The sequence below is a fragment of the Streptomyces sp. NPDC051020 genome, from assembly GCF_040683105.1.
In the GTDB taxonomy this organism is placed as follows: Bacteria; Actinomycetota; Actinomycetes; order Streptomycetales; family Streptomycetaceae; genus Streptomyces.
The window spans coordinates 249,482-276,099 of record NZ_JBFBCG010000001.1 but is presented as its reverse complement, the minus strand read 5'-3'; the positions used below and the strand labels follow the sequence as shown (position 1 = coordinate 276,099).

Here is a 26,618-nt window from a genome sequence, read left to right as displayed (position 1 = left end):
TATGCGTCAGCGCGAGCCGCGGGCCGCTGCCTCGACGAAGTCCGAGAACGCCTTCGACGTCACCTTGAAGGCGGCCGCGCCACCACCCGCAGGCTAAGTAACGCCTACTTACGAGACAGCCCTTAGCCGTCCACAGCGGCTAGGCCGGCGAGGACCCTGCGCACCCGCTCCCCGAAGTCGACCTGCCCCACCTCGTGGTGCGCGGCCGGGAAGGACCGCGTCAGGGGCTTGTCCTTCCAGTCGAGCTGGGAGCGGGCGGCGCGGCGAACGTGCACCATGGCGCCGACCGCATTCTGCAGGAAGACGACCTCCAGCTCCCCGAGCCGGTCCAGGCCCCGCGCGGGGTGGGTGACGAAGAAGGTCTGATAGTGCGGGCGGTGCTGTTCGACGCCAGGGATGTAATCGAAGATCACCTGGGAGTCGGCGCCGCGGTAGCCCTCCTCGGCGAACGCGTCCAGGACCGCCTCGTACAGCGGCGGCGCCGTCACGTGCAGGAAGTCCAGGTCCCGGACCGGAGAGTTGCCCGTGTCGAGCTGGGTGGTCAGCGACAGGTCGACGCCGAGGGTCTGGCCGCCCAGTTCGGTGACCGGGCACTCCCACGGCAGGCGCCCGCTGAACGGGACCCGCTCCTCCGTCCCAGGCGCCACGCCGAAATGGCCGCGCCGGACGTCCAGCCTGGTCATCTCCAGGTCCTTGGGGGTGCCCCCGTTGTCACGGACCTTGGCCACGACCGTCAGGTAGAAGTACTCGATCGCGATGCCCCGGCTGCCGCCCTTCAGGACGATCTCCCCCTCGATGGGGTGTCCGGGCAGTGGGGCGAGCGTGGTGATCTGCGTGTCGATCTCCGGCGGCTCCGGGGCGTTCCCGTCGTCCCCGAACCCGAACAGTCTGCGGAAGACCATCCCCTGATCCCTCCCCTGTGATCGTGAGGGCAGCCTATCCAGGCTCCGTAGTCGGCGATCAGGATCCCCGCAGCCGTGCCCGGCAGGCCGCCGACCACGCCCAGCCACGTGAAGATGGCGAGCATGGTCAGCGTGATGTGCCGGTACCCGCCCGGACAGCGGCGGACGTTGAGGATTCCCCATCCGGGCAGCCACAGTGGGTGGGGCGCTATCGGTAGCCAACCGGCGGGGCGAGTGCGCCGGTCCAGGGTGTGAACAGGGCCTTGCAGAGTGATCCGATGTCTTGGAGGATCGGCTAGGCCTGCGATGGCCGCCACCCATCCGACGGGCCCGATCTCGACCAAGGAGAAAGACCGTTGAAGCTGCTTCGTGTGGGTACGGCAGGTGCGGAACGGCCGGCGCTGCTGGACCGGGACGGAACCCTGCGTGACCTGTCGGGAATCGTCACCGACATCGACAGCGCCCTGCTCGCCGACGATTCCGCGCTGGCGCGGGTGCGGGCCGCCGCGGCCGCGCCCGGCGAGCTGCCCGCACTCGACGCCGAGGGGCTGCGGGTCGGGCCGCCGCTCGCCCGCATCGGCAAGATCGTGTGCATCGGGCTGAACTACCACGACCACGCCACCGAGACCGGAGCGGCGATTCCGGCCGAACCGATCCTCTTCTTCAAGGCGCCGGACACCGTCGTCGGACCCGAGGACACGGTGCTGGTGCCGCGCGGCAGCGTCAAGACCGACTGGGAGGTCGAGCTCGCCGTCGTCATCGGCCGCACCGCCCGTTATCTGGACTCCGCCGAGCAAGCGCTCGGCCACGTCGCCGGGTACGCGGTCGCGCACGACGTCTCCGAGCGCGAGTTCCAGATCGAGCGCGGCGGCACCTGGGACAAGGGCAAGAACTGCGAGACGTTCAACCCGCTGGGGCCGTGGCTCGTGACGGCCGACGAGGTCCCCGACCCGCAGGCGCTGCCGCTGAAGCTCTGGGTCAACGGCGAACTGAAGCAGAACGGCACGACCGCCGACCAGATCTTCCCGGTGGGCGAGGTGGTCCGCTACCTCAGCCAGTTCATGACGCTGTACCCGGGCGATGTCATCAACACCGGTACGCCCGCGGGCGTGGCCCTGGGGCAGCCGGATCCCAAGCCGTATCTGCGGGCGGGGGATGTCGTCGAGCTGGAGATCGAGGGGCTGGGGCGGCAGCGGCAGGAGCTGAAGGACGCGTAGCCGTCGCGTAAAGGTCGGAGGGGTGGTGTGCCGCTGGTGCGGCGGGCCACCCCTCCGTCGTCTCATGTCGGCCGTCTCGGCCGTGTCAGCCGGCTCAGTCGGACATCGTGGTGGCGAACTGTTCCAGCGCCTCCACGACCAGCGCGTGGTCCTCCGCCTGCGGCAGCCCGGACACGGTGACCGAGCCGATCACGCCCGCGCCCTCGACCGCGATCGGGAACGAACCGCCGTGCGCGGCGTACATGTCCGGGTCCAGCCGCGAGGAGTCCTCGAACGTCGTCCCCTTCGCCCGGAACCGGGTCCCGACCAGGTACGAGCTCTCGCCGTACCGCTCGACGACCTTGCGCTTGCGGTCGATCCACGCGTCGTTGTCCGCGCTCGAACCGGGCAGCGCGGCATGGAACAGCTGCTGGGCACCGCGCCGGATGTCGATCGCGACCGGCGCGTGGCGCTCCCGGGCCATGGAGACGAGCAGCCCGCCGAGCGCGTACGCGTCGTCGTAACTGAAATGCGGCAGTGTCAGCCGGCGCTCCTGCGCGATGAGCTCGGAGATGGTCGGAGCGGTGGGGTTCATGCGGGCTGCTCCTCGGAAACGGTGGACAGGGTGACGGCGACGCCCTCGCGGGCCGAGCGGCGGGCGGCCTCCAGGACGTCCAGAGCCGCGGCGGCCTGCAGTGCCGTCACCGGATTCTCGCCCTTTCCGCGCACCGCGTCGGCGACCGCCGCGTAGTACGCCGGGTAGTCGCCCTGCAGGGTGCGGACCGGGATGCCGCCACCGGTCAGCGGCGACTCGCCCGAACCGGCCCGGCCCCACAGCGCCTCGGGCTCCTCGCCCCAGCCGGAAGCGGCGGCGGACGGGCGGTGGCCCTCACGCAGGGCGGCCTCCTGCGGGTCGAGACCGTACTTCACATAACCGGCCCGCGAACCGAGCACGCGGAAGCGCGGCCCGAGCTGGGCGGTGGTGGCGCTGACGTACAGATGCGAGCGGACCCCGTTCGCATGGGTGATCGCGAGGAACGTGTCGTCGTCGGTGACCGCGCCGGGCCGGCGTACGTCGGACTCCGCGTACACCCGCACCGCCGGGCCGAACAGCACGAGCGCCTGGTCGACGACGTGGCTGCCCAGGTCGTACAGCAGTCCGCCGATCTCCTCCGGGTCGCCCGACTCGCGCCAGCCGCCCTTGAGCTGCGGGCGCCACCGCTCGAAACGGGACTCGAAGCGCTGTACGTCACCGAGCTCGCCGTCCGCGATCAGCTGGGCGAGCGTCAGGAAATCGTTGTCCCAGCGGCGGTTCTGGAAGACGGACAGCAGCAGCCCGCGCTCCTGCGCCAGCGCGGCGAGCGCGCGCGCCTCGGCGGCCGTGCCGGCGATCGGCTTGTCCACGACGACCGGCAGACCGGCTTCGAGCGCGGCGGTCGCGATCGGGACGTGGGTCTTGTTGGGGGAGGCGATCACGATCAGGTCCAGCTCGTCGGCGCGCGCCCACAGCTCGTCGGGCGACGCGGCGAACCGGACGTCCGGGAATTCGGCACGGGCCTGGGCCCGCCGCTCCTCGTTCGACGTGACGACCGTGTCGAGGGCCAGTCCCTCGGTCGCGGCGATCAGCGGGGCGTGGAAGACGGAGCCCGCCAGGCCGTAGCCGACGAGTCCGACGCGGAGGGGGGAGCCGGGCGTCCCGGGTGTCGTGATGCCAGTCATGCAATCCACTTAAGCAACGCTGTTGCCAAAGTGCAAGCGAGGGAGACAATGGGGCGGTGAACATGAGTAACACCGGGGCGAACCTACCGACACTGCGCAGCCACAACGCGGCGCTCGTGCTGGATCTGCTGCGTGTCGCGGGCGAGCGCGGGATCAGCCGGCTGGAGCTGGCGGAACGGACGGGGCTCACCCCGCAGGCCGTCAGCAAGATCACCGCCCGGCTGCGGGCGGAAGGCCTGGCGAGGGAGGCGGGCCACCGCGCCTCCACGGGCGGCAAGCCACGCACGGTGCTGCGCCTGGTTCCGGACGCGGGACACGCGGTGGGGCTGCACCTGGACCGGGACGAACTGACGGTGGTCCTGGTCGACCTCGCGGGCACGGTCGTGGCGAGCCGCAGGGCACCGCTGGACTTCGGCGCACCGGCGGGCGAGGTGGTAGCCGCTGCCGTGCGACAGGTGGAGCTGGTGCTGGGCGAGTCGGGCTCGGGCGAGGCCGCGGAAGCGGGGCCGGGCGGCTCCGCGCCCACCACCCCCGACGGGACCGGCTCCGGACCGCACGCGGCCTCCCCGGTGGCTGCGCCGTCCACCGTGCTCGGGCTGGGTGTCGCCGTGCCCGGGCCGCTTGATCACCGGGGCGGTGTGCTGCATCGCGTCACCGGGTTTCCGCAGTGGGACGGGTTTCCGCTCCGGGACGCTCTCACCACGCGCACCGGGTTGCCCGTCGTCGTCGACAAGGACACCAATGCCGCCGCTCTCGGGCTCGCCCTGCGGGCCGACGGGCCGGGGGACTTCGCGTATCTGCATCTCGGGACCGGGCTCGGCGCCGGGCTCGTGCTCGGTGGGGCCGTGCACCGCGGGGCCCGTACCGGGGCCGGTGAGTTCGGGCATCAGACCGTGCTGCTGGACGGGCCCCTGTGCAGCTGCGGCGGGCGCGGCTGTATCGAGGCGCTCTGCCTCGCCGCCGTCTCGGGCGGCGACGCCGCGGAGGCCGCACGGGTGCTCGGGACCGGCGCCGCCAACCTTGTCGGGCTGCTCGACATCGACCGGGTGGTGCTGGGCGGCCGCACCGTCGACGCCGACCCCGATACGTACGTCAGTGGGGTCCGGGCCGTGATCGGTGAGCGCGTCCGGCGTGACGGCATCGGTGCGGCCGTGCCCCTCGTCATGACCGCGGGCGGGGACCGGCCGGTCGCCGAGGGGGCCGCCCAGCTCGTCCTTGCCCCGCTGTTCGGGCGACTCGGCGGCGCCGGGGTGTAGGGCGTGTTTCGACAGTCCTGCCTGCCGGGCGACGCCTGGCAGGCAGGACTGGGGCCGTTCGAGCGGTTCGGGTCGCTCGACTGGGCGGACCCCGGGCATGTCGGCGCCCGTTGGGTCGCGCCGGCGTGGCAGCGTCACTCCACAACCGGTGAACTCCGGGCACGGGGCGATCCGGCCGTTTCGCGAGCAGCAAAGGGTGTCCCCCCAATGCCTCCCACGCCTCCCCCTCCCCGGCCGCGCCACGGAATCGCCCTCGGACTGGCCGCGGTGTCCGTCGTCCCCGCCGTCGTGCTCGGCGGCGCGTCCGCCGACGCCGCCGCGGTGCCCGTCGCCGTCACCGCCGACCAGGAGCCCACCTGCGGTGACCCGACGGCGGCCGACTTCCCGATCGCGACCCGGATCCGCGGCGGCCCGGAGACGTATGCGTCCGGCGGGGGATACGGCACCTGGTTCCTCGATCTGACCAATACGACCTCGAAGCCCTGCAGCTCCATCCACCCGGTTCTGGTCCTCACCGACGAGGACCAGCAGCTGACCTCCGACCAGATCCAGATGGAGTTCTCCGAACCGGACCGCCCCGATGTCCCGCACCGCGTCACCTGGGAGACGACCGACCGCGATGAGCACATCGGCGTCTTCGGCGGCGACGGCGCCGACACCTTCGGCGGCTTCACCATCCCTGCGGGGCGCACCGTCAGCGTCCTGGTCCGGATGGCGTTCACCTCCGACACCGACCCCAATCGGATCATCGCCAAGGCCGCGATCGTCCAGCGTAAACAGGCCGCGGATGACGACGGCGGCAAGAGGACGTCGGCGGGTGACGACGGGGACTGGGTCGGCGAGTCCGACGACTACGTCTTCGACGTGGTCGAGGACGAGGGCGACGGTGGCGACACCGGTGGTGGCGATACCGGTGGTGAAGTCACGGGAGGTACGGGTGACGTCGGCGATTCCCGTCGAGAGGGGGACGTGCTGCCCGAACCGCCCCGCGGCAGCGCTGCCCCGAAAACCGGTGATGCGGGCGGTGTCGACGGTGGTGGTGGCATCGGTCGAACCGCTGACATGGGTGGAGCCGACGGCAATGGTGGCATCGGGGGATCCGGCGACACCGCTGGGGTCGACCGTGGTGGTGGCGTCGGCGGAACCGGCGACGCGGGTGGGGTCGACGGCGGCGACGGCGGAACCGGTGACACGTCCGGTCTCAGCGCCTCCGGAGAGGCGCCGACCACCGCCCGGGATCCGCAGGGCCCGCCCGAACTCGCCAGGACCGGACCAGGGGCCGTCGTCCGGGCCGAGGGTCTCGCCGCCGGGCTCTGTCTGGCCGGCGGTGTGACCGCCCTGAGAGGGGCGCGGCGGCTCCGCCGCACCCGCCGTTGACCTGCGGGCCCCGAAACGTTCACCGTCGTTCATGTCCGTCTGCCACCATCGCGCGGTGGACTACCTGCACGACCAGACACCTGGCGCACCGATCCGTTCCGGCATCCCGGAGCACGGCCGTATCCCCAAGTACTACGCCGTGAAGGCCCATGTCTCCGTCCTCATAGAGGAGTTGGGTGAGGGCGGCATGCTGCCCACCGAGCGTGATCTCGCGATCCGCTACGAGGTGTCGCGCGAGACCGTGCGGCAGGCGCTGCGCGAACTCCTGCTGGAGGGCCGCCTCGCCCGTCAGGGCCGCGGCACCGTCGTCGCGGGGCCCAAACTGGAGCAGCCGCTCTCCCTCGCGAGCTACACGGAGGGCGTACGCCGCCAGGGGCGGACGCCGGGCCGTCACCTCATCGGCCTGGAGCAGTTCCCCTGTCCCGCCGCACTCGCCGCCGAGACCGGCGTCGAGCGGGGCGATCCGGTCTGGCACCTGGAGCGTGTGCTGCTCGCCGACGACGACCGGGTCGGCCTGGAGAGCACATACGTTTCCGTCGCCCGCGTGCCGGACCTGGACACGGAGTTCGACCCCGACTCCTCCTTCTACGCCTACCTCCACGACCGGCTCGGGATCACTTTCGGCGACGCGGACGAGCGGATCGAGACCGTGCTCGCCACCCCGCGCGAGGCGCTGCTGATCGGTACGCCGCCCGCCCTGCCCATGCTGCTGCTCCACCGCGTTTCGCGGGACACGGGCGGGCAGCCGCTGGAGCGGGTGCGCACGCTCTTCCGCGGCGACCGGTTCTCCTTCACCGCACACCTGGGCCGCCAGGGCTGAGCGGCACAGCGCGGCAATCGACTCGCATTGATCACGAGAAGGTAACGGGTCTAGGCCAACATTGGGTCCCGGTTCACCTTCCCGTCGCCCTGCCGATCTGTACGAGTCATTCGCCGCCAGGAGCGTGGCCGTCGTGAGAGTCATCGTCGTAGGAGCCGGCGTGGTGGGAACCATGCACGCCTGGCACGCAGTGAACCGCGGCCACGAGGTCGTACAGATCGAGCGCGAGAGCGAGGCACGCGGAGCATCACTCCGCAATTTCGGACAGATTTGGGTCAGCGGCCGGGCCGGCGGCGAAGAGCTGGAGACCGCGCTGCGCGCCCGTGAACTGTGGGAGGGCATCGGCGAGCAGGTGCCCGGCCTGGGCTTCCGGCCCTGCGGTTCGCTGACCCCGCTCCGCACCGAGCTGGAGATCGCCGTCGCCGAGGCGGCCGTCGCCCGCCCCGACGCCGCGGCCCGCGGCTACAAGCTGCTGACGGCCGGCGAGGCCCGTGCGATCAACCCCGCGCTTCGCAGTGACTTCGTCGCCGCCCTGTGGTGCGAGCGGGACGCCGCCGTCGAGCCGCGCACTGCGCAACTGGCCCTGAAGCAGAGGCTGGTGGCGTCCGGCCGGTACACGTTCCTCGGCGGCCGCGAGGTCCGAGAGGTCGTCGGTACCGCCTCCGTCCGCGACGACCACGGCGACGTGCACACCGGTGACGCCGTCATCCTGTGCACCGGCGCCTGGCTCGGCGGCCTCGTCCGCGAGCTGGCCGGACCCGAACTGCCCGTGCGCCGCGTCCGCCTCCAGATGATGCAGACCGACCCGCTGGGCGAAACGCTCACCACGTCCGTCGCCGACGCCGACAGCTTCCGCTACTACCCGGCGTACCGGAGCGAGGCACTCGACGCCCTCAACGCCGGCCAGGCCCAGGCGCCGACCGCGGCCGAGCACGGGATGCAGCTGCTGATGGTGCAGCGCCGGGACGGCGGACTGACCATCGGCGACACCCACGAGTACGAGCACCCGTTCGCGTTCGACGTCGTCGAGGAGCCGTACGAGCACCTCACCCGGGTCGTCGAGTCCTTCCTCGGCCGCCCGCTGCCGAGGATCCGCCACCGCTGGGCCGGGGTCTACGCCCAGTGCACCGACACCAGCCGGGTCGTCCACCGCCAGCAGGTGCGGGACGGCGTCTGGCTGGTCACCGGGCCGGGCGGCCGCGGCATGACCTGCTCGCCCGCCATCGCCGAAACGACCGCCAACGAACTGGGCTGGTGAAGAAGTTGAGCAACACCGACAAGCTGAATCTCGTCGTCCTCGACATGGCCGGGACCACCGTCGCCGACGGCGGCCTCGTCGAGCAGGCCTTCGGCGCCGCCGCCGGGCGCCTCGGCGTGACTCCCGGCTCCGCCGACCACGCCGAGAAACTCGCCTATGTGCGCGCCACCATGGGCGAGTCCAAAATCTCCGTCTTCCGGCACCTCTTCGGCGACGAGGACAAGGCCCAGCGGGCCAACCTCGCCTTCGAGGAGGCTTACGCGGAGCTGGTCGACGGCGGCCGCATCGCGCCGGTCCCGGGTGCCCGCGCAGCCATCGAGCGACTCACGGGCGAAGGGCGGACCGTGGTCCTGTCCACCGGTTTCGCCCGCACCACCCAGGACGCGATCCTCACCGCGCTCGGCTGGCAGGACCTGGTCGCCCTGACCCTCTGCCCGGCCGACGCGGGCGGCCGCGGCCGCCCCTACCCGGACATGGTCCTCGCCGCGTTCCTGCGCACCGGGGCCGTGGACGGCGTCCAGCAGATCGTTGTCGCGGGGGACACCTCGTACGACATGCTCAGCGGCGTACGCTCCGGCGCCGGGATCGTCGCCGGTGTGCTGACCGGCGCACACGACAAGGACCAGCTGCAGCGCAACGGCGCAACGCACGTACTCGGCTCGATCGCCGAGCTGCCGGACCTCATCGCCCGGGCGGAAGCATGACCGGCGGGGCCACCCAGGGCAGCGGCATCCGGTTCGACCAGGTCAGCGTCGCGTACGGCGGGAACATCGTCCTCGACCGGCTCGACCTCACCGTGGAACCCGGCGAGGTCATGGCCCTGCTCGGGCCCTCCGGGTCCGGCAAGACCACGGCCCTGCGCGCCGTCGCCGGCTTCGTCCAGCCCGTCTCCGGGCGGGTCCGGATCGGCGACCGCGACGTCACCGGCCTGCCGCCGCACAAGCGCGGCATCGGCATGGTCGTCCAGCAGTACGCCCTGTTCCCGCACATGAGGGTCCGGGACAACGTCGCCTTCGGCCTCAAGGCCCGCAAGGTCGCGAAGGCGGAGATCCCCGAGCGGGTCGCCGAAGCCCTCGAACTCGTCGGCATGGCCGCGTACGCCACGCGCTACCCGCGCGAGCTCTCCGGCGGACAGCAGCAGCGCGTCGCCATCGCCCGCGCGCTCGCCATCCGCCCCGGCGTGCTGCTGCTCGACGAACCGCTCTCCGCGCTCGACGCCCAGCTGCGCTCCGGGATGCTCGCCGAACTGGCACGGCTGCACCGGGAGTTGCCGGACGTCTCCATCCTGTACGTCACGCACGACCAGGTCGAGGCGCTGACCCTCGCCGACCGGATCGCGGTCATGGACAAGGCGCGGCTCCAGGACTGCGGCACCCCGCAGGAGCTGTACCGCCGCCCGCGTACGGAGTTCACCGCGTCGTTCGTGGGCAATGCCAACCTGCTGCCGGTCACCGTCGCAGGCACCACCGGCGCCGTGGACTTCGCCGGGCACGCACTCGCCGTACCGACCGGCGAGGTGGCCGGCGGCGTCACCGCAACCCTCTGCGTCCGGCCCCATCTGGTCGGACTCGGTGACGGCCCCAACGCGCTGACCGGCACTCTCGCCGAGGTCCAGTGGCGCGGCTCCACCCACCGGCTGTACGTCGACGTCCACGGACACCGGATCAAGGCCGACCTGCGCGAGCTGCGCGAGACCCCGCCGCTCGGCGACAAGGTCACCCTGCACTTCGCCGCCGAGGACGCGGTGCTGCTGCCGACGGGCGCCGGATTCGGGGGAGGGGCTCATGGCTAGCGCCGTGGCCCCAGACGTGTCCTCGGGTGCGTCCGGCAGCCGCCTTGTCCCCAATCGCCGGACGGGCTTGAGTGGTCTCGTCTGGGCGCTCCCGCCCGTCGCCGTCCTCGCCGTCGTTTTCCTCTACCCGCTGGCCCTCGTCGTCCAGCAGTCCGTCAGCCCGGACGAGGGCGGTACCTCGCTCGCCCCGTACGGCGACGTCTTCGCCTCCGCGTCGTTCCGCTCGGCACTGACCACCACCGTCTGGCTCGCCGTCGGCTCGACGGTCGGCTGTCTGGTGCTGGGCTTCGTCCTCGCGCTGGTGATCGCCTTCGTACCGTTTCCCGGCGGCCGGGCGGTCGCCAAGTTCATCGACGTCTTCCTCTCCTTCCCGTCCTTCCTGATCACCCTCGCCCTGCTGTTCATCTACGGCACCGTCGGCATGGCCAACGGCGTCTGGACGGATGTCACCGGGGCGGCGGACGGGCCCTTCCACTTCCTCACCACCCCGTGGGGTGTCCTTCTCGCCGAGATCACGTACTTCACCCCGTTCGTGATGCGGCCGCTGCTCGCCGCGTTCTCCCAGCTCGACACCGCACAACTGGAGGTGGCGTCCTCCCTGGGCGCGAGGCCGGCCCGGATCGTGCGGCAGGTGATCCTCCCGGAGGCGCTCCCGGCGCTCGCCGCGGGCGGCTCCCTCGTCCTCGTGATGTGCCTCAACGAGTTCGGCATCGTGCTGTTCACCGGCGCGAAAGGCGTCACGACCCTGCCGATGCTGGTCTACAGCAAAGCGATCCTGGAGTCCGACTACCCGGCCGCCTGCGTCGTCGCCGTCGTCAACATCGCGATCTCCGTCGGTCTCTACAGCCTGTATCGGATGGTGAGCCGCCGTGTTGGTGCATAGCCGTACCGGGAAGTGGGCCACCTGGGCCGTGTTCTTCCTGCTCTTCGTCCCGCTGTTCGCGGTGCCGCTGCTGGTGATCGTCGCCGCGTCGTTCACCACCAACTGGTCCGGCGCCTTCCCGTCGGGGCTGACCACCGAGCACTACAAGGCCGCCACCAGCGGCGACTCGCTCCAGGCCCTCACCACCAGCCTGATCACCGCCGTCAGCGCCAGCCTGCTCGCCCTCGCCGTGGGCGCCTGGGCCGCGCTCGCCGCCGCCTCGCTGCGAAGGCGCGGACGCCGGCTCCTGGACGGGCTGTTCATGCTGCCGGTCGCCGTGCCGTCCGTCGTCGTCGGTCTCGCCGTGCTCGTCGCGTTCAGCAAGCCGCCGATGCTGCTCAACGGAACGCGCTGGATCGTGATCCTGGCGCACACCATTCTTGTCACAGCGTTTGCCTATCAGTCGGTTTCAGCCGCAATAGTGCGTCTTGACCCGATGTACGAACAGGCGGCGGCCAGTCTCGGCGCCCGCCCGTCCTATGTCCTGTGGCGGATCAGACTGCCACTCCTGCTGCCCGCCCTCACAGCGGCCGCAGGGCTCTGCTTCGCCCTGTCCATGGGCGAGTTGAGCGCCACGATGATGCTCTACCCGCCGGACTGGACACCGCTTCCGGTGCAGATCTTCGCGGCGACCGACCGCGGCTCGCTCTTCACCGGTGCCGCTGTCGCAGTGGTCCTCATGGGGACGACGCTGCTCGTCCTCCTCGGCGTCGCCCGCATCCGCACCAGGGCCTCGTACCGCTGACACCCCCGCACTGAGACCGCCCGCTCCTGCATCCACCCCACCCATATACGCGGTCTCTTACTCACCTCCCAGGAGATACGACACCCATGCGCAAGAACTTCCTCAAGCCGGCAGCCGCCGTCACCGGCTGCCTCGCCCTCGCCGCCACCCTCTCCGCCTGCGGCGGGTCCTCCACCGCCTCCGACGAGAAGGTCGTCACCGTCTACAGCGCCGACGGGCTCAAGGGCGAGAACGGCGACGGCTGGTACGACAAGGTCTTCAAGGACTTCGAGAAGAAGACCGGCATCAAGGTCAAGTACGTCGAGGGCGGCTCCGGCGAGATGGTGCAGCGCGCCGTCCGCGAGAAGTCCAACACCCAGGCCGACGTCCTCGTCACCCTTCCGCCGTTCATCCAGCAGGCCGACTCCAAGGGCCTCCTGGCGGCGTACGAACCGGCCGGCTCCGACCAGGTCGACGCCGCGGACAAGGCGTCTGACGGAAAGTGGACCTCGGTCGTCAACAACTACTTCGGGTTCGTCTACAACAAGAAGGAGTTGAAGACCGCGCCCACCACCTGGGAGCAGCTCCTCGACGGGAAGTACAAGGAGAAGATCCAGTACTCCACCCCCGGAGTCGCCGGTGACGGCACGGCCGTCCTCATCAAGGCCATGCACGACTTCGGCGGCAAGGAGCCGGCGATGGAGTACCTGAAGAAGCTCCAGGCCAACAACGTCGGCCCGTCCGCCTCCACCGGCAAGCTCGCCCCCAAGGTGGACAAGGGCGAACTCCTCGTCGCCAACGGTGACGTCCAGATGAACTACGCCCAGTCCAAGGACATGCCGAACCTCGGCATCTGGTTCCCCGCCAAGGCCGGCTCCAAGCCCACCACCTTCGCCCTGCCGTACGCGGCCGGACTGGTCGACAAGGCCCCGCACAGCGCCAACGGCAAGAAGCTGCTCGACTTCATGCTCTCCGAGCAGGCGCAGAAGGATGTCAGCGCGGTCGGCGGCGGCTTCTCCGCCCGCAAGGACGTCGAGGCCACCGACGCCAACGCGACCGCGCTGAGCGGTCTGATGGACGGCGTGGAGGTCTTCGAGCCGGACTGGTCGGACATCGGCACTCACCTGGACGACTACGTCGGCGCTTGGAAGACCGCCACCGGCAGCTGAACCCCTGCTCCGCGGGTCATCGCACCCGTAGGGACGACCGCTGATCCGCATCGGAAAGATAACGGGTCTGGACACAAGGCCGACCGGCACATGGGGGGCGGCGTCCCCCCATGTGCCGGTCGGTCCAAGCTCAACTCCCCGCGAAGGTGGGGAGTTGAGCGCATTTCCGCTGGGAGTCCGGATTCGGATTGTCCCGGATCGGGTACGGGACCGCCGCCGCCCTCTGCCACCTGCCCGTACCTCTAAAATCGGGGATGTCGGCGCTGCACAACGCGGTGCCGCCGGCGTCCCCGCACACGGCGTACGGCAGGAGTCCCACATGGTAGAGCGCAAGCCGATCACATCCTGGCTCACCGACATGGACGGAGTCCTCATCCACGAGGGCACGCCGATCCCGGGGGCGGACGCCTTCATCAAGCGGCTGCGGGAGTCCGGGCTGCCGTTCCTGGTCCTCACCAACAACTCGATCTACACGGCGCGCGACCTGCACGCCAGGCTGGCACGCATGGGTCTCGACGTCCCGGTCAAGAACATCTGGACCTCCGCACTGGCCACCGCGAAGTTCCTCGACGACCAGCGGCCCGGCGGCACCGCGTATGTCATCGGCGAGGCCGGACTCACCACCGCGCTGCACGACATCGGGTACGTCCTCACCGACCAGGAGCCGGACTACGTCGTCCTCGGGGAGACCCGTACGTACAGCTTCGAGGCGCTCACCAAGGCGATCCGGCTGATCAACGGCGGGGCCCGCTTCATCTGCACCAACCCCGACGAGACCGGCCCGTCGGCCCAGGGCCCGCTGCCCGCCACCGGGGCCGTCGCCGCGCTCATCACCAAGGCCACCGGTAAGGACCCGTACTTCGCGGGCAAGCCCAACCCGCTGATGATGCGCACCGGTCTGAACGCGATCGGTGCCCACTCCGAGACCAGCGCCATGATCGGCGACCGGATGGACACCGATGTGCTCGCCGGCCTGGAGGCGGGCATGCACACCTTCCTGGTGCTGACCGGCCTGACGACCCCCGCCGACATCGACCGCTACCCGTTCCGGCCCTCCACGGTCGTCGACTCCATAGCCGACCTGGTCGACCTCGTCGACGTGAGCTGAGCGCCGTGCGGGGAGGGCCGCCTGCGGGCCCTTCCCCGCACCCCTTCGTTCCCGGCGGCGCCCAGGGCCTGCCCTTCGGATCATGCCGGATCCGAAGGGCAGGCCCTGAATGGCCCAGTCCCTCACCCCTGCGGATGCGAAAAGCCGCCGGACGCGTGAACCTGCCATCAGGAGGTTCACGATGCGTTCCATACCCCTCACGTTCTGTGGGGCCGCGGTGATCGCGGCGACCCTGATACCCGGTCCCGCCGCACTGGCCGACTCCGGCTCCGGAACCGGCACCGGCTCCGGCTCCGGCACCGGCACCGGCACCGGTTCCGGCACCGCGAAGGACTCGAAGTCCCACACCACCCTCTCGGTGACCCCGTCCTCCCTCGCTCCCGGCGATGACGTGGACCTGCAAGTCGACGGCTGCAACGGCAAGGAGGCCAAAGGGATCTCCGACGCCTTCACCTCCGATGCGCGCCTCACGGCAGACGACCGCGGCGGGCTCTTCACCCGGGCCAGGATTCGCTCCGACGCCACGCCCGGCGCGTACGACATCTGGGTGACCTGTGACGGCGACAACGCCACCAGGGTGTCCGGCACCGTCACTGTCGCCGCAGGCGACGGCTCCGGACCGCTCGCCCCGGTCGCTCCGGTCCGGGCCGGTGGCGGAGGCACCGCCGTCCTCACTGAACAGACGGCCGAGCGGGACGGCCCCGGCGCCGGGCACGCCGTGCTCGGGCTGGCCCTGGCCACCGTCGCGGCCGGCGCCGTAGCCCTCCGCGGCGTCCGCCGCCGCCCGACCGCGGACTGAACGAGATGTCCGCCTCGGACCGCCCGGCAGGGACCGGCCGGCTGCTCACCGGAGTGGCCTGGGCCATCCTGCTGATGGGCCTGTGGCTCTGGGGCCGCGGCATCGCCGACGGCTCCGGAGCGAGCTCCGCCCCGACCACCGGCGACATCGCGGCAGTCGGGCGCCCCCACGGTGTACGGCTGCCCGCGGCGCACGCCCCGATCAAGGGTGCGGCGCCGGAACGCATCGAGATTCCCTCGATAGGAGTCCGGGCCCCCGTCGTCGCCCGCGGCCTGGACAAGGCGGGAGCGATCGACCCGCCACCGTTCGCGAAACCGCAGACCGTCGGCTGGTACGGCAGCGGCACCCGACCCGGCGCGGCGGGCGCCGCGCTCCTCGTCGGCCACGTCGACACCGAGACCAAACCGGCCGTCTTCTACGGACTGAGCGCGGCCCGCCCCGGCGCGAAGATCCGGGTCGTCCGGACGGACGGCTCGGTCGCCGAGTTCACCATCGAGGACGTCCAGGTCTTCACCCGGGAACGCTTCGACGCCCACAAGGCCTACGGGCCCCACAAGGACGGCCGGGCGGAGCTGCGGCTGATCACCTGCGGCGGCACGTTCGACCGCGCGTCGCACGAGTACAACGCCAATGTGGTCGTCTCGGCGTACCTGACCGGCGAGAAGCCGTCTGCGGGCAAGTCCGCGTAGCGGACCGCCCGGTGGACGAGGTGCACCTGGCCCGGCCGGCCGCCCGTTTTCCCGTCGGGCGCCGACCGGGCAGGAGGCGTGTGCGCCACTACGCGTCGCTGTAGGAAACCCAACTGCCCGCATCCAAAAGATATTTGATGATACGTCCAGAACCGGTCGTTCTGCGTCGTTCGACGTCTGGGTGTGTCAGGATGGATTCGCCCGGTCTTGTCCGGCGCCCAAGGGGGAGTGGATGTACGGCAATTACACCGGCCGGTCCGGCGCGGGGGCGGCGGCGCTGGCCGTGACACTTCTGCTCGCAGGATGTTCTTCGTCCCCGTCCTCCGGTGGCGACAAGAGCTCCGCCGGGAGCGCCCCCTACTGGGTCAACCCGGACGGGAACGCGGCCCGGCAGGTCGCCGCCTACACCAAGGCCGGCAACGACAGGGACGCCGGCCTGATCAAGAAGATCGCCCGGCAGCCGGTCGGGGAGTGGATCGGCCCGGACAACCCCGAGGCTGAGGCGAAGGGCTTCACCGAGGCGGCCCGGAAGGCCGGCCGGGAGGCGCTGCTGGTCCTCTACAACATCCCGCACCGTGACTGCGGCCAGTTCTCGAAGGGCGGCGCCGCGGACGGCGACGCGTACCGCGCCTGGCTGGAGGGCGTGGCGAAGGGCATCGGTGACCGCAGCACCACGGTGATCCTGGAGCCGGACGCGCTGCTGCACCTGATCGACGGCTGCACCCCGCAGGAGTTCCATGAGGAGCGGTACGACCTGCTCAAGGGCGCCGTGCAACGGCTGAAGCAACTGCCGCACACACGCGTCTACATGGACGCGGGCAACGCGGGCTGGCGCACCCCGGGCGCGCTCTTCCAGCCGCTCCGGCAGGCGGGCATCGCGGACGCGGACGGCTTCGCGGTCAACATCTCCAACTTCCAGACCACGGCGGCCAGTACGGACTTCGGAAAGCGACTGTCGGTGAAGGTCGGCAACAAGCCGTTCGTCATCGACACGAGCCGCAACGGCAACGGCCCGTACGACGAGGGCGACCCCAAGGAGAACTGGTGCAACCCACCGGGCCGGGCCCTGGGTGAGCCCCCGACCACGGACACGGGTGAGAACCTGGTCGACGCATACCTCTGGATCAAGCGGCCGGGGGAGTCGGACGGCGCGTGCAAGGGGGGCCCGAAGGCGGGGAAGTGGTGGCCGGAGTACGCGCTGGGGCTGGCCCGCAACACGAGGTAGTACCGGGGGCGTCCGGTGGCCGGTTCTTTGTCCTCAATCGCCGGACGGGCTTCAAGGTGCCACCCGGCGAGGCGGGACGCATGCCCGTCCAGCGCGAGGGGTCCGTCCTCAAACGCCGGACGGGCTCGATGGCGCCGCGCGGCACTGATTGTGCACCCGCAGCGGACACATCAAGCCCGTCCGGCGATTGAGGACAGCGAGGTCACCGGGGGCGCCCTAGGGGATCCGCACCCACGTCCCCTTCGACGGTGTCCCCTTCGCATCGGCCACGAACAGCATGTACCACCCCGACGGCACCAGCGCCCGATTCCCCGGCACCGTCACGGCGATACCCCCCGCCGTCCTCTTCAGCCCCAGCGCCACGGACCGCTGGTCCGTGTCCGTCACATGCGTCACCGCGCTCGGCCGCATCAGCTTCGCCGAGGTGATCGTCGGTCCCTGCCTGGTCGCGAACACCGCCGTGCCGCCGCGTCGAATGCTCTTCGGTCCGGCCGTCAGCTCCGGCCGTGAGCCGCGGTACAGGTAGGGCGGCGTGTAGATCTCGATGCGCTGCTCGAAGACGCCCGGGCGGGTGTTCGCCTTGTCGGCGTACAGCGAGTCCGAGCCGAAGATCATGACGCGCCCGTCGGGCAGCAGCAGCGACCCCGAGTGATAGTTCCGTCCGACCTCCGGATCCGCCACCCTCCGGTACGTGTCCGTCTTCGCGTCGTACAGCCGCGCCTGCAGGATGTTCGAGCCGCCGCGCCCCCGGTAGTCGCTCGACCCGCCGGTGACGAGCACCGAGTCGTCGGGCAGCAACGTCGCGCTCGGGTAGCGCGTGCCCTCGGTGAGCGACGGGCCGTCCCTGAATCTCGGCGCGGCGGCCTTCAGGTCCACGAGCCGGGACTTCTCGCTGGACCTGTCCGACTCACCCACCCCGCCTCCGCCGATGACCATGAACTTCTCGTCCTGGGCGGGTGGCAGCCGTACCGTCGCCGATGTCTCCATCTCACGGGCGTCGCTCAGGCCGGGGATCTCCTCGAACCTATTCGTCGCAAGGTCCCAGACGCCCGGCGCGCGGCCGACGTCCGCCGGACCGTACCCGGCGTTCGAGCCGGAGTAGAAGAGCCTGCCGTCGTTCAGCAGGAAGACCGCCGGGTAGGTGGGGAACTTCCGGACGATGCCGGTGTACGCCCACTTCTTCGTCCGAGGGTCGTAGATCTCGTCCTTGCCGGGCACGATCTGCCCGATCTCGTCGAGTCCGGACAGGGCGAGGACCCTGCCGTCCTTCAGCGTGGTCAGCGTCGGGTACCAGCGCGCCTCGTTCATCGGATCGACGGTGATGTACTTCTCCGCCACCGGGTCGAACTCGAACGCCTCCCGGATGCCCTGGAAGTCCTTCTTGTCGAGGGCGAGCTTCTGGGCGATCCCGTACACGTTCCGTGTGTCGGAGCCGGAGAGCCCGGAGATCCGGTAGTTGTCCTGGGTGCCTGTCTCGTACTTCGTACCGGACTTCTGGGCCTCGACGTAGATCCGGCCGAGCCCGGGGTCGTTGCGCAGGAACGCGCCGGTCTTCCTGTCGAAGACCTTGGTGGCCTTCTCGACCAGCACCGGGTCCTTGGAGACGAACGTCCTGCCGTTCTCCTTGCCGGTGAACCGGGTGCCCGCGGGCAGGGTGACCGGCTTGTCCGGGTCCTCGTTGTGGACGATCATCAGGCCGCCCGCCTTGGTGACATCGCCCTTCAGCTTCTCGTACCGCTTCGTGCCGCCGGCTATCAGCAGCCGGCCGTCCGGCAGTTGGGTGTGACCGGAGCAGAACATGTCCTTGGGCGTGGGTATGTTCGTGAACGTGCCGGTCCCCGGGTCCCACAGCACGGAGCGGAAGCTCTGCGCGTCGAAGTTCGTCTGGTTGTTGCCGGAGCCCGCGACGAGCAGCACCTTGCCGGTGTGCAGCAGCGCGGCATGGATCGTATTGATCCGGAACTCGGACGGGACGTCGAGGAAGTCCCAGTGGCCGTTGGCGGCCTTGTACTCCGGCTTGTTGATCGTGTACTCGTGGTAGCGCTCGCTGCTGACGCGGTACAGCCACGGCCCGTTCGTGCCCGCGAGCGCCAGTACCACCGCCGTACTGATCGCCATGCGGCGGGTGCGGCGGCCAGGACGGTACGTCATTGGTTACGTCCCCCCAGGGAGATCTGCACGGTCTGGCCGTCGGACACCCGGTGCGGTCTTTCCTGCGGGGCACGCGCCGGCTGCGGAGCCGGTGTGCCGTCCTGCGGGGGTTGTCCGCCGCGCCGCCGCTTCTCCGCGTGGACGGTGTACCGCCAGCCGAAGATCGGCGCCGCGGTGATCAGCAGCGCCAGCGCGGCCCAGATGAGCATCGCGGGATGGCTGTGGCCGAGGATGAAGGAGGCGGCGATCGAACCGCCGAAGACCACCATGAAGAAGAGATGGATACGGAACGTGCCGAACAGCGTGTCGGGGCTGGACGAGTCGCCCTTGGGGGTCACCACGAACGAGCTCTTGCGGCGCAGCACGGCATCCATCAGAGATCGCGCGTAGACCGGGGCGGAGAGCGCGGACATCATCATCCCCGCCAGACCGCCGGAGCCCTCCGGCTCGTGCGGGGACACATTGTGCCGCCGGTTCCAGATGTACAGACCGATCTGGAGCGCCGAGGCGTTGCCGTACAGCATCATCCAGACGACAGGGTCGATCTGCACGCCCGAGGCGCCCATGCCCAGGAACAGCGCGCAACTGAGCGCCGCCAGGATCCAGTTCAGGGCGGACATCGGATAGAAGATGATCATCATGGTGTAGTTGAAGAGTTTGCCGACGGGGAGCGTCCCGAGCCCTCTCCAGTACTGCTTGAGGATCGTCTCGTACGTCCCCCGTGACCAGCGCAGCTGCTGGGTGAAGAAGTCCGTCCACGCGGTCGGGCCCTCGCCGACGGCCAGCACGTCCGGGGTGTAGACCGAGCGCCACTTCCGGCCGGTGTGCGGGTTGCGCGCGCGGTGCATCTCGAAGCCGGTCGCCATGTCCTCGGTGATCGAGTCGTACAGTCCGCCGATCTGTTTGAGGGCGGAGATCCGCACGGCGTTGCTGGTCCCGACGAACATCGGGGCGCCGTAGCGGTTGCCCGCGCGCTGGATCAGCGCGTGGAAGAGGAACTGCTGGGACTCGGCGGCCTTCGTGACGAACGTGTCGTAGTTGCCGTAGACCTGTGGGCCGATGACGAAGCCGATGTCCGGGTCGCGGAAGTAGCCGAGCATCCGCTCCAGGTAGTTGGGCAGGGGTACGTGATCGGTGTCGACCGAGGCGAAGAACTCGTACGCGCCGCCGTGCGCGTCGAGCCAGGCGTTGTAGTTGCCGTGCTTGGTCTTCGCGCGGTGCGCGCCCTCGGCCTGGTTCCAGTGCGCGACGCCCTTGCGGGAGAAGTGGTGCACCCCGAGCCGGGCGCAGACCTCCTTGACCGCCGGGTCGTCGCCCTCGTCGAGCAGCCAGACGTGCATCAGCCCGCGGTGCCTGATGCGGACCGCCGCTTCGAGGGTCTTCGTCACCATCTCCAGGGGCTCCTTGCCCGGGACGAAGGAGGTGAGGAAGGCGACCCGGGTTCCGGGCTCCGGCACGACCGGGACCGGGTCGCGCGCGACCAGCGTCGCGTGCGCGTTCGACAGGACGTTCATGGTGCGGAAGAGCTCGATCAGACCGATCGAGACGAGCATGACGATGTCGAGGATCAACAGCGTGTCGTTCTTGAGGTTCGGATCGCGCTGGGTCCAGTGTGCGGGCTGCATCAGCCAGGCGAACAGGCAGAGCGAGACGAGCGGTGCGGCGCCGAGCAGGAGCGCCGCGCGGAGTCTGTGCGGTTCCTGCGAGAGCAGCGAGCGGTACCGCACGGAGTACGGTCTGCTCGGGTCGGGCTGGGTGAGTGGCCCGGCGAGTCGGCTGTAGTGCTCGTAGTCGTAGCGGGGCAGCGCCATCTTCGGGTGGCGCCGGCCCCCGGTCCGGGGCTGCGGGGGTATCCGCAGCTGCGTGGTCCGGGAAGGGTCGTTGTTCTGCCGGGCGCCTGTCGGCGTCGACGTCATGGGTCATCCCCCTGCGCGCATGCTCGCTGCGCGGTCGGTCGTCTCGTCCGCCACGCATCCCCTCGATCGCGGCGGACGACCTCTCTGGCGGACGCCTTCCCCTCACGAGAAGGCGTCCTTCCGGTCGCAAGGTGCCCCTTCGGCATCCGTCCATGAGCGGGACCCCCATCCCGCGGTACGCGCAAACCGGAACTTCCCCCTGTTGCTGCCCCCAACTGTGGGCGTCATCAGCTCGGTTGCGGCTGATGACCCCATGACAGGTTGTATGACCCAGGTCGTGATCGCAAGGGTGAAACGAGCTATTTGCCGGTCATATGTGCGATTTGGGCGTCTCTTGCTGAGGGGTGTATGGGGGTGTACGAGGGGAGCTTTTCGACCCCCGGGAGACGGCTCGGGGGGTCGCCCGCCGGGCGCGGGTGGGGTGGCATACGAACAAGGCCCCCTCACGTGGAGTGAGAAGGCCTTGACTCTGCGTGCGCCGCCAGGGACTCGAACCCCGGACCCGCTGATTAAGAGTCAGCTGCTCTAACCAACTGAGCTAGCGGCGCCTGCTGACTTCGAAAACTCTACCCGATCCGGGTGAGTGCTCCTGACCATTTCCCGACCGTCACGGCCTGTCGGATGGTCTTTTTGTCTGCTTTATAAGTCAAAATGCCGTATGTCGGGAGAGTTGGACACTGACGCCCGTACAGATGCGCCCAAAGATCTTGACGAGTGCGGAGGGAATTCGCATGACCGTGCCGGCCTTCGAGGAGTACGCGCCCGCCGTCGACTGCTCTTGCGCGGGGTGCGCCGCGCAACGGCGCGCCGCCGCTCGCGCCCTGCCCACGCGGTACGGAGGGCACCCCGCCGCGCGTGGTGCGCGGCGTGTGCTGGTGCTGGCCACGGCGGCCGGCGTGGTGCTGAGCACCGGTGTGACCGAGGCGGCGAGCAGGCATGCGGCCGGATCCGCCCGGGCGGACGGGACGACGACCTCGGCCGATACGAACCCGGACGATACGAATCCGGACGGTACGGCCCCGGGTGATACGGACCCGGACGACAGGTACCCGGACGGTACGGACGCGGCCGATGCGGACGCGGCCGATACAGGCATGGTCACTCCGCAGGGAGAACCCGGCCCGCTGAGGGGTGGGGGGGCCTCCGGCCCGCCGTCGTCCACGGGCTCTGCCTCGGCGCTGCGCAAGTCCACGCGGGCGGACATCATCAACCGCGCCAAGAAGTGGGTGAGCGCGAAGGTCCCGTACAGCGTGGCGAGGTACTGGTCCGACGGATACCGACAGGACTGCTCCGGCTATGTGTCGATGGCCTGGAAGCTCGGCGCCAACGAGTGGACGGGCAGCCTCGCCAAGTACGGAACCCGGATCGCGCGCGCGGAGTTGCAGCCCGGCGACATGCTGCTCTTCCACAACCTGGCCAACCCTTCGAAGGGCTCGCACGTCACGATCTTCGGAGGCTGGACCGACTATACGCACACCCATTACACGGCCTACGAACAGACTCCTCCGCACACGCGCAAGCAGACGACGCCCATGGCCTACTGGACCAACTCGAGCAAATACGTCCCCTACCGCTACAAGGGGCTGGCCACCGGTACCGGAGCGGCGGGCAGCAGGTCGGCGGCGTTCCCGGGCGCCAGGACATTCGGTCCGGGCGTCAGCAACACGTACGTCACCCAGCTCGGGCGGATGCTTGTGGACCGTGGCGGAAGGCGCTTCTACAAGGTCGGACCCGGGCCGGGCTGGGGCGACGCCGACCGGCGTGCGACCCAGGCGTTCCAGAAGGCGCAGGGCTGGAAGGGCAAGGAGGCCGACGGCATCCCCGGCCCGCACACCTGGCGCCTGCTGATGAACAGGACCGGCCGCAGCATCCCGGTGAGCGGAAGCGGAAGCACGGGTGGCGGCAGCCGGGGGAGCGGTTCGCATGCCGCCCCGGCCTTCCCGGGCCGGGGTCATTTCCGGCCGGGTCGGTCCAGCAGCCATGTCGACAGGCTCGGCAGGCAGTTGGTGAAGAAGGGACACGGCACGTACTACACGTCGGGCCCCGGGCCCCGGTGGACCGAGGCGGACCGGCGCAACGTCGAGGCCTTCCAGCGGGCCCAGGGCTGGCGGGGCAGCGAGGCCGACGGTTACCCCGGCCCGGAGACCTGGCGGCGACTTTTCGCGTGAGAACACGGACATGACGGAGGCGGGAATGCGATCCATGGTGTCGGGCAGCTCCGGAGTGCCGGAGGGCGGGAAAGAACGGGAGCCGGTGAGCGGCGGAGCGGACGGCACGGAGGGTGCCGCAGGCGCCGGGGCCGGCTGGGAGGCGGGTGCGGACGAGGGTCCGGCATCGGTTGCGGGTAGGGAGGTCGGGGGTGGCTCCGGTGCGGGGGCCCAGGCGCGGGCCGGCTCGGATGCTGCCCTCGACCTCGTGCTCGACCTGGTCCCGGGCGACGTGACGGACCCCGCCTTGGGTGCGGCCTCGGCCTCGGTGTCGGTTCCGGCTTCGGCGCCTACCCTCGACCCGGACTCGGGCCCGCCGGCCCGTCCGCTCCTGGACGCCCTGTCCGACACCACGCAGCCGGCTCGGACCGAACCCGGCCCCGATGCGCCGTACAGCACACCGCCCCCCGCGGAGCCGGTGCCCGCCTCGGCCGCCGAAGCCATCCTCGTGGAGGAATCCGAATCGGCCCCCTTGTCGGTGCCGGAACCCGACGACGCCGTGACCGGGCGGCGGCGCGTCGTCATCGCCCGTGAACATCCACCCTCCATCCCTGGGCACCCTCTCTTCCGTGGCGGGTCCGAGCCCCCCGAAGCCGCCGAACCCGCCGGTGGGAACGGCGTCGGCGAGCAGGTGGCGGGCCCGCGTCGGGTGCCTGTGGCGCCCACCAGGCCCGCGCCGGTCGGCGATCCGCGGCTGACCGAGAAGCCGTGGACCGCGCTGCCCGGGTGGGCGGGGCTGCTCACCGGGCTGGCCGGGATCGCCGGCGGTGGGGCGGTGCTGTGGTGGGTCGGCGCGCTGCCCGCCGGGGTGCTCGCCCGGCTCGAGATCGGCTCGCGTCCGTACGACGGCATCGGCAACGGGGCATGGGCGGCGCTCGCCGCCCTGGTGACCGTCGTGTTCTTCGCGCTCGGCGGTCTGGCTCGCGGCCGCGTCGGGCACGCATGGGTGATGACGCTCTTCGGCGACTACCGGGGGAGCGTGCGGCGGACGGGGCTCGTCTGGGTCAGCCCGCTGCTGCTGCGCCGCCGGGTCGACGTAAGGCTCCGGCACTGGCGCAGCGAACCGCTGCCCGCGGTGGATGCGAACGGTACGGCGCTGCGCGTCGTCGTCCTCGTCGTGTGGCAGATCAAGGACACCGTGCGGGCGACGCTCGGGGTGGCGGACCACGAGAAGTATCTGCGCGAGCAGGTCGAGGCGGCGATGGCGCGGGTCTTCTCGCAGCTCCCCGCCGACGCGTTCCACGAGGACGCCCGCACGCTGCGCAACGCGGAGGCGGTCGGTGACGCGCTGACCGGGATGCTGAAGGCGGAGTGCGAGCCGGTGGGCATCGAGGTGTACTCCGCGCAGCCGACCGGCATCGACTACGCACCGGAGATCGCCGCCGCGATGCAGCGTCTCCGGATCGCCGCCATTGACGCCCAACACCGCGACGCTGTGCTGACTTCGGTGGTCGACGCGGTGGACGACACGGTCAGCCGGCTGACCGCCCGCGGCCTCGTGGAGCTCGACGACTACGAACGGAAGGCGCTGGTCAAGGACTTGACGGTGGCCTTCTACACCGGACGCAGCGGTGCGGGCGGGCCCTGACGGCGCGTCCGTGCGGCGTCCGCGGCGAACACGTTCCATGCGTGCTCCGATGTTCAGTTCTGACGTGTAGTCGGTTACCGTGCGGCGCCATGGGGAGCGCAGGTACCGTCGCGGAGCTCGTACAGCGCCAATGGGGCGACCACCGGCCCGGGTTGAAACACGAGGACACCGTCCTCAGCCACCACCAGGTCGCCTCCGGAGCTGCCGCGCGGGCCGCGCTCCTGGCGGATCTGCTGTCGGCGGACAGCGAACCGCACCTGGGGGTACTGCTCGACAACACGCCCGAATTCCCACTCTGGTTGAGCGCGGCGGCCCTGGCCGGGGCCGCCGTTGCGGGCATCAACCCGACCCGCCGCGGGGCCGAGCTGGCCCGCGACATCCTGCACACCGAATGCCAGGTCCTGGTCACCGAACGCGCACATCTGCCGCTGCTCGACGGGCTCGATCTGCCGGGCGTACGGGTGCTGGTCACCGACACCGACGCGTACGCCGCGCTGCTCGCCGGATATGCCGGGGCGAAGCCGGGCGAGGCGGTGCTCCGGGAGATCGGGCGCGGGACCCGGATGCTGCTCTACTTCACCTCGGGGTCGACCGGTGCGCCCAAGGCGGCGATCTGCACCCAGGGGCGACTGGCGGCGGCCGGGCAGTCGCTGGTCGACCACTTCGGGGTGCGGCGCGACGACGTCCACTACATCTGCATGCCGATGTTCCACGGCAACGCCGTGATCGCCGACTGGGCTCCCGCGCTGGCGGGCGGCGCCGCGATCGCCCTGCGCCGCCGGTTCTCGGCTTCCGGCTTTCTCGACGACGTGCGGACGCACGGGGCCACGTACTTCACCTATGTCGGCCGCGCCGTGCAGTACCTGCTGGCCACCCCCGAGCGCCCCGACGACCGTGACCATCCGCTACGGCTCGGTTTCGGCACGGAGGCGGGCGCCGCGGACGCGGCCCGGTTCCAGGAGCGGTTCGGGGTGCGGCTGGTGGAGGGATACGGATCCTCCGAGGGCGGCGCGGCGATCCAGCGGACCCCGGACACCCCGCCGGACGCGGTCGGCCGGGCGTCCCCCCGGGACGATCTCGCCGTCGTCGATCCGGAGACCGGCGAGGAGCGGGCCGCGGCGGTCCTCGACGCGCGCGGGCGGCTGCTCAACGGGGACGATGCGATAGGGGAACTGGTCAACCGGGGCCGTACGCCCTTCGAGGGCTACTGGCGCAACGCGGAGGCGGACGCGGCCCGGGTGCGCGGCGGCTGGTACTGGACCGGGGACCTCTTCTTCCGCGACCCGGCCGGCTTCCTCTACTTCGCGGGCCGGACGGACGACCGGCTGCGGGTCGACAGCGAGAACCTGGCCGCCGCGATGATCGAGAACATCCTGGCCCGCTGGGCGGACGCGGCGGCCGTCGCGGTGTACGCGGTGCCGGACCCGGTGGCCGGCGACCAGGTGATGGCGGCGCTGGCGCTGCGCGAGGGGGCGGTCTTCGATCCGGGTGGGTTCGCCGCGTTTCTGGCGGCCCAGTCGGACCTGGGCACGAAGATGGCGCCCCGCTTCGTACGCATCGTCCCGGCGATGCCGGTCACGGCGACGAACAAGGTGCACCGGGTGGCGCTCCGACGCGAGGGCTTCCGGAGCGCCGACCCGGTCTGGTGGAGCGGGGCCGACGGATCCTACGAAAGGCTGCGGGGCGCGGTGCTGGCCGCCCTGCTCGGCGAGTACGAAGCGCACGGGCGCGCTCACCTGGTGTCGTCCGGCGAGGAAGGACGACACGCCTGACTGTCGTCCGGTACGCCGCTGCGACACA

Annotated in this window: 21 protein-coding genes, 1 tRNA gene and 1 pseudogene; 17 read left to right on the top strand and 6 right to left on the bottom strand. The window is 70.7% G+C overall.

Features of this window, described 5'->3' with window-relative positions; genetic code table 11:
* Window positions 1–122 precede the first annotated feature (122 nt).
* Window positions 123–902 (bottom strand): sporulation protein, encoded by a 780-nt coding sequence (locus AB0N06_RS01115; RefSeq protein ID WP_366132682.1) that lies wholly within the window; start codon window positions 900–902, stop codon window positions 123–125.
* Between the two features lie 356 nt (window positions 903–1,258).
* On the opposite strand from AB0N06_RS01115, the gene AB0N06_RS01110 reads away from it, so the two are divergent.
* Window positions 1,259–2,119, top strand: a complete 861-nt coding sequence (locus AB0N06_RS01110) for a fumarylacetoacetate hydrolase family protein (RefSeq protein ID WP_366132681.1) — start codon at window positions 1,259–1,261, stop codon at window positions 2,117–2,119.
* Between the two features lie 94 nt (window positions 2,120–2,213).
* On the opposite strand, the gene AB0N06_RS01105 is transcribed toward AB0N06_RS01110, so the two are convergent.
* Window positions 2,214–2,693 (bottom strand): heme-degrading domain-containing protein, encoded by a 480-nt coding sequence (locus tag AB0N06_RS01105; protein WP_366132680.1) that lies wholly within the window; start codon window positions 2,691–2,693, stop codon window positions 2,214–2,216.
* Entirely contained in the window at window positions 2,690–3,817 is a 1,128-nt protein-coding gene (locus AB0N06_RS01100; protein WP_366132679.1) for a Gfo/Idh/MocA family oxidoreductase, read from the bottom strand. The genes AB0N06_RS01105 and AB0N06_RS01100 overlap by 4 nt, the downstream gene beginning before the upstream one ends.
* Window positions 3,818–3,879: 62 nt before the next feature.
* Here AB0N06_RS01100 and AB0N06_RS01095 point away from each other — a divergent pair, with 62 nt between their 5' ends.
* From AB0N06_RS01095 to AB0N06_RS01035, 13 genes are all read left to right on the top strand, one after another.
* The gene (locus AB0N06_RS01095) at window positions 3,880–5,073 is read left to right on the top strand and encodes an ROK family transcriptional regulator (protein WP_366132678.1); all 1,194 of its coding nucleotides are present in this window, start codon (window positions 3,880–3,882) and stop codon (window positions 5,071–5,073) included.
* A 207-nt stretch (window positions 5,074–5,280) separates the two neighbouring features.
* A complete protein-coding gene (locus AB0N06_RS01090) occupies window positions 5,281–6,450 on the top strand; it encodes a hypothetical protein (protein WP_366132677.1) in 1,170 nt (389 codons plus the stop codon).
* Window positions 6,451–6,505: 55 nt separating this feature from the next.
* A complete protein-coding gene (locus tag AB0N06_RS01085) occupies window positions 6,506–7,270 on the top strand; it encodes a GntR family transcriptional regulator (RefSeq protein ID WP_366132676.1) in 765 nt (254 codons plus the stop codon).
* Window positions 7,271–7,403: 133 nt separating this feature from the next.
* Window positions 7,404–8,528 carry a TIGR03364 family FAD-dependent oxidoreductase gene (locus AB0N06_RS01080; RefSeq protein WP_366132675.1) on the top strand — a complete coding sequence of 375 codons (1,125 nt, stop codon included), beginning with the start codon at window positions 7,404–7,406 and terminating at the stop codon, window positions 8,526–8,528.
* Entirely contained in the window at window positions 8,525–9,232 is a 708-nt protein-coding gene (locus AB0N06_RS01075) for a phosphonatase-like hydrolase (protein WP_366132674.1), read from the top strand. Before AB0N06_RS01080 ends, AB0N06_RS01075 begins: the two co-directional genes overlap by 4 nt.
* A complete protein-coding gene (locus AB0N06_RS01070; RefSeq protein ID WP_366132672.1) occupies window positions 9,229–10,320 on the top strand; it encodes an ABC transporter ATP-binding protein in 1,092 nt (363 codons plus the stop codon). Before AB0N06_RS01075 ends, AB0N06_RS01070 begins: the two co-directional genes overlap by 4 nt.
* Window positions 10,313–11,203, top strand: a complete 891-nt coding sequence (locus AB0N06_RS01065) for a 2-aminoethylphosphonate ABC transporter permease subunit (protein ID WP_366132671.1) — start codon at window positions 10,313–10,315, stop codon at window positions 11,201–11,203. Before AB0N06_RS01070 ends, AB0N06_RS01065 begins: the two co-directional genes overlap by 8 nt.
* The gene (locus tag AB0N06_RS01060; protein ID WP_366132670.1) at window positions 11,190–11,987 is read left to right on the top strand and encodes an ABC transporter permease subunit; all 798 of its coding nucleotides are present in this window, start codon (window positions 11,190–11,192) and stop codon (window positions 11,985–11,987) included. Before AB0N06_RS01065 ends, AB0N06_RS01060 begins: the two co-directional genes overlap by 14 nt.
* An 86-nt stretch (window positions 11,988–12,073) precedes the next feature.
* The gene (locus AB0N06_RS01055) at window positions 12,074–13,135 is read left to right on the top strand and encodes a 2-aminoethylphosphonate ABC transporter substrate-binding protein (RefSeq protein ID WP_366132669.1); all 1,062 of its coding nucleotides are present in this window, start codon (window positions 12,074–12,076) and stop codon (window positions 13,133–13,135) included.
* A gap of 319 nt (window positions 13,136–13,454) precedes the next feature.
* Window positions 13,455–14,243, top strand: coding sequence for an HAD-IIA family hydrolase (locus tag AB0N06_RS01050; RefSeq protein WP_366132668.1), 789 nt, complete (start codon window positions 13,455–13,457; stop codon window positions 14,241–14,243).
* Between the two features lie 181 nt (window positions 14,244–14,424).
* Window positions 14,425–15,042, top strand: coding sequence for a hypothetical protein (locus AB0N06_RS01045; protein ID WP_366132667.1), 618 nt, complete (start codon window positions 14,425–14,427; stop codon window positions 15,040–15,042).
* A 5-nt stretch (window positions 15,043–15,047) separates the two neighbouring features.
* Entirely contained in the window at window positions 15,048–15,731 is a 684-nt protein-coding gene (locus AB0N06_RS01040; RefSeq protein WP_366132666.1) for a class F sortase, read from the top strand.
* Between the two features lie 232 nt (window positions 15,732–15,963).
* Window positions 15,964–16,956, top strand: a complete 993-nt coding sequence (locus tag AB0N06_RS01035) for a glycoside hydrolase family 6 protein (protein ID WP_366132665.1) — start codon at window positions 15,964–15,966, stop codon at window positions 16,954–16,956.
* A 216-nt stretch (window positions 16,957–17,172) separates the two neighbouring features.
* On the opposite strand, the gene AB0N06_RS01030 is transcribed toward AB0N06_RS01035, so the two are convergent.
* The 3 genes from AB0N06_RS01030 to AB0N06_RS01020 all read right to left on the bottom strand — a co-directional run bounded on the left by AB0N06_RS01030 (window position 17,173) and on the right by AB0N06_RS01020 (window position 21,571).
* Window positions 17,173–19,107 carry a kelch motif-containing protein gene (locus AB0N06_RS01030; protein ID WP_366132663.1) on the bottom strand — a complete coding sequence of 645 codons (1,935 nt, stop codon included), beginning with the start codon at window positions 19,105–19,107 and terminating at the stop codon, window positions 17,173–17,175.
* Entirely contained in the window at window positions 19,104–21,023 is a 1,920-nt protein-coding gene (locus tag AB0N06_RS01025) for a cellulose synthase catalytic subunit (protein WP_366132662.1), read from the bottom strand. The genes AB0N06_RS01030 and AB0N06_RS01025 overlap by 4 nt, the downstream gene beginning before the upstream one ends.
* 474 nt (window positions 21,024–21,497) lie before the next feature.
* Window positions 21,498–21,571: transfer RNA gene (locus tag AB0N06_RS01020), tRNA-Lys, on the bottom strand.
* A 183-nt stretch (window positions 21,572–21,754) separates the two neighbouring features.
* Between AB0N06_RS01020 and AB0N06_RS01015 the strand changes: the two genes are divergently transcribed.
* The 3 genes and pseudogenes from AB0N06_RS01015 to AB0N06_RS01005 all read left to right on the top strand — a co-directional run bounded on the left by AB0N06_RS01015 (window position 21,755) and on the right by AB0N06_RS01005 (window position 26,590).
* Window positions 21,755–23,191: a peptidoglycan-binding protein gene (locus AB0N06_RS01015; protein WP_366132661.1), complete on the top strand. Its 1,437-nt coding sequence runs from the start codon at window positions 21,755–21,757 to the stop codon at window positions 23,189–23,191.
* A gap of 544 nt (window positions 23,192–23,735) precedes the next feature.
* Window positions 23,736–24,818: pseudogene (locus AB0N06_RS01010) on the top strand (SPFH domain-containing protein); the annotation flags it as partial.
* Window positions 24,819–24,907: 89 nt separating this feature from the next.
* Window positions 24,908–26,590, top strand: coding sequence for an AMP-binding protein (locus tag AB0N06_RS01005; RefSeq protein ID WP_366132660.1), 1,683 nt, complete (start codon window positions 24,908–24,910; stop codon window positions 26,588–26,590).
* Window positions 26,591–26,618: the final 28 nt, after the last annotated feature.

Bases quoted from the DNA above. Each gene is read 5' to 3' on its own strand.
- AB0N06_RS01030 (WP_366132663.1), bottom strand. From the start codon at position 19,107: ATGACGTACCGTCCTGGCCGCCGCACCCGCCGCATGGCGATCAGTACG.
- AB0N06_RS01055 (WP_366132669.1), top strand. From the start codon at position 12,074: ATGCGCAAGAACTTCCTCAAGCCGGCAGCCGCCGTCACCGGCTGCCTC.
- AB0N06_RS01100 (WP_366132679.1), bottom strand. From the start codon at position 3,817: ATGACTGGCATCACGACACCCGGGACGCCCGGCTCCCCCCTCCGCGTC.
- AB0N06_RS01025 (WP_366132662.1), bottom strand. From the start codon at position 21,023: ATGACGTCGACGCCGACAGGCGCCCGGCAGAACAACGACCCTTCCCGG.
- AB0N06_RS01005 (WP_366132660.1), top strand. From the start codon at position 24,908: ATGGGGAGCGCAGGTACCGTCGCGGAGCTCGTACAGCGCCAATGGGGC.
- AB0N06_RS01115 (WP_366132682.1), bottom strand. From the start codon at position 902: ATGGTCTTCCGCAGACTGTTCGGGTTCGGGGACGACGGGAACGCCCCG.
- AB0N06_RS01050 (WP_366132668.1), top strand. From the start codon at position 13,455: ATGGTAGAGCGCAAGCCGATCACATCCTGGCTCACCGACATGGACGGA.
- AB0N06_RS01070 (WP_366132672.1), top strand. From the start codon at position 9,229: ATGACCGGCGGGGCCACCCAGGGCAGCGGCATCCGGTTCGACCAGGTC.
- AB0N06_RS01040 (WP_366132666.1), top strand. From the start codon at position 15,048: ATGTCCGCCTCGGACCGCCCGGCAGGGACCGGCCGGCTGCTCACCGGA.
- AB0N06_RS01035 (WP_366132665.1), top strand. From the start codon at position 15,964: ATGTACGGCAATTACACCGGCCGGTCCGGCGCGGGGGCGGCGGCGCTG.
- AB0N06_RS01045 (WP_366132667.1), top strand. From the start codon at position 14,425: ATGCGTTCCATACCCCTCACGTTCTGTGGGGCCGCGGTGATCGCGGCG.
- AB0N06_RS01015 (WP_366132661.1), top strand. From the start codon at position 21,755: ATGACCGTGCCGGCCTTCGAGGAGTACGCGCCCGCCGTCGACTGCTCT.
- AB0N06_RS01105 (WP_366132680.1), bottom strand. From the start codon at position 2,693: ATGAACCCCACCGCTCCGACCATCTCCGAGCTCATCGCGCAGGAGCGC.
- AB0N06_RS01090 (WP_366132677.1), top strand. From the start codon at position 5,281: ATGCCTCCCACGCCTCCCCCTCCCCGGCCGCGCCACGGAATCGCCCTC.
- AB0N06_RS01065 (WP_366132671.1), top strand. From the start codon at position 10,313: ATGGCTAGCGCCGTGGCCCCAGACGTGTCCTCGGGTGCGTCCGGCAGC.
- AB0N06_RS01095 (WP_366132678.1), top strand. From the start codon at position 3,880: ATGAGTAACACCGGGGCGAACCTACCGACACTGCGCAGCCACAACGCG.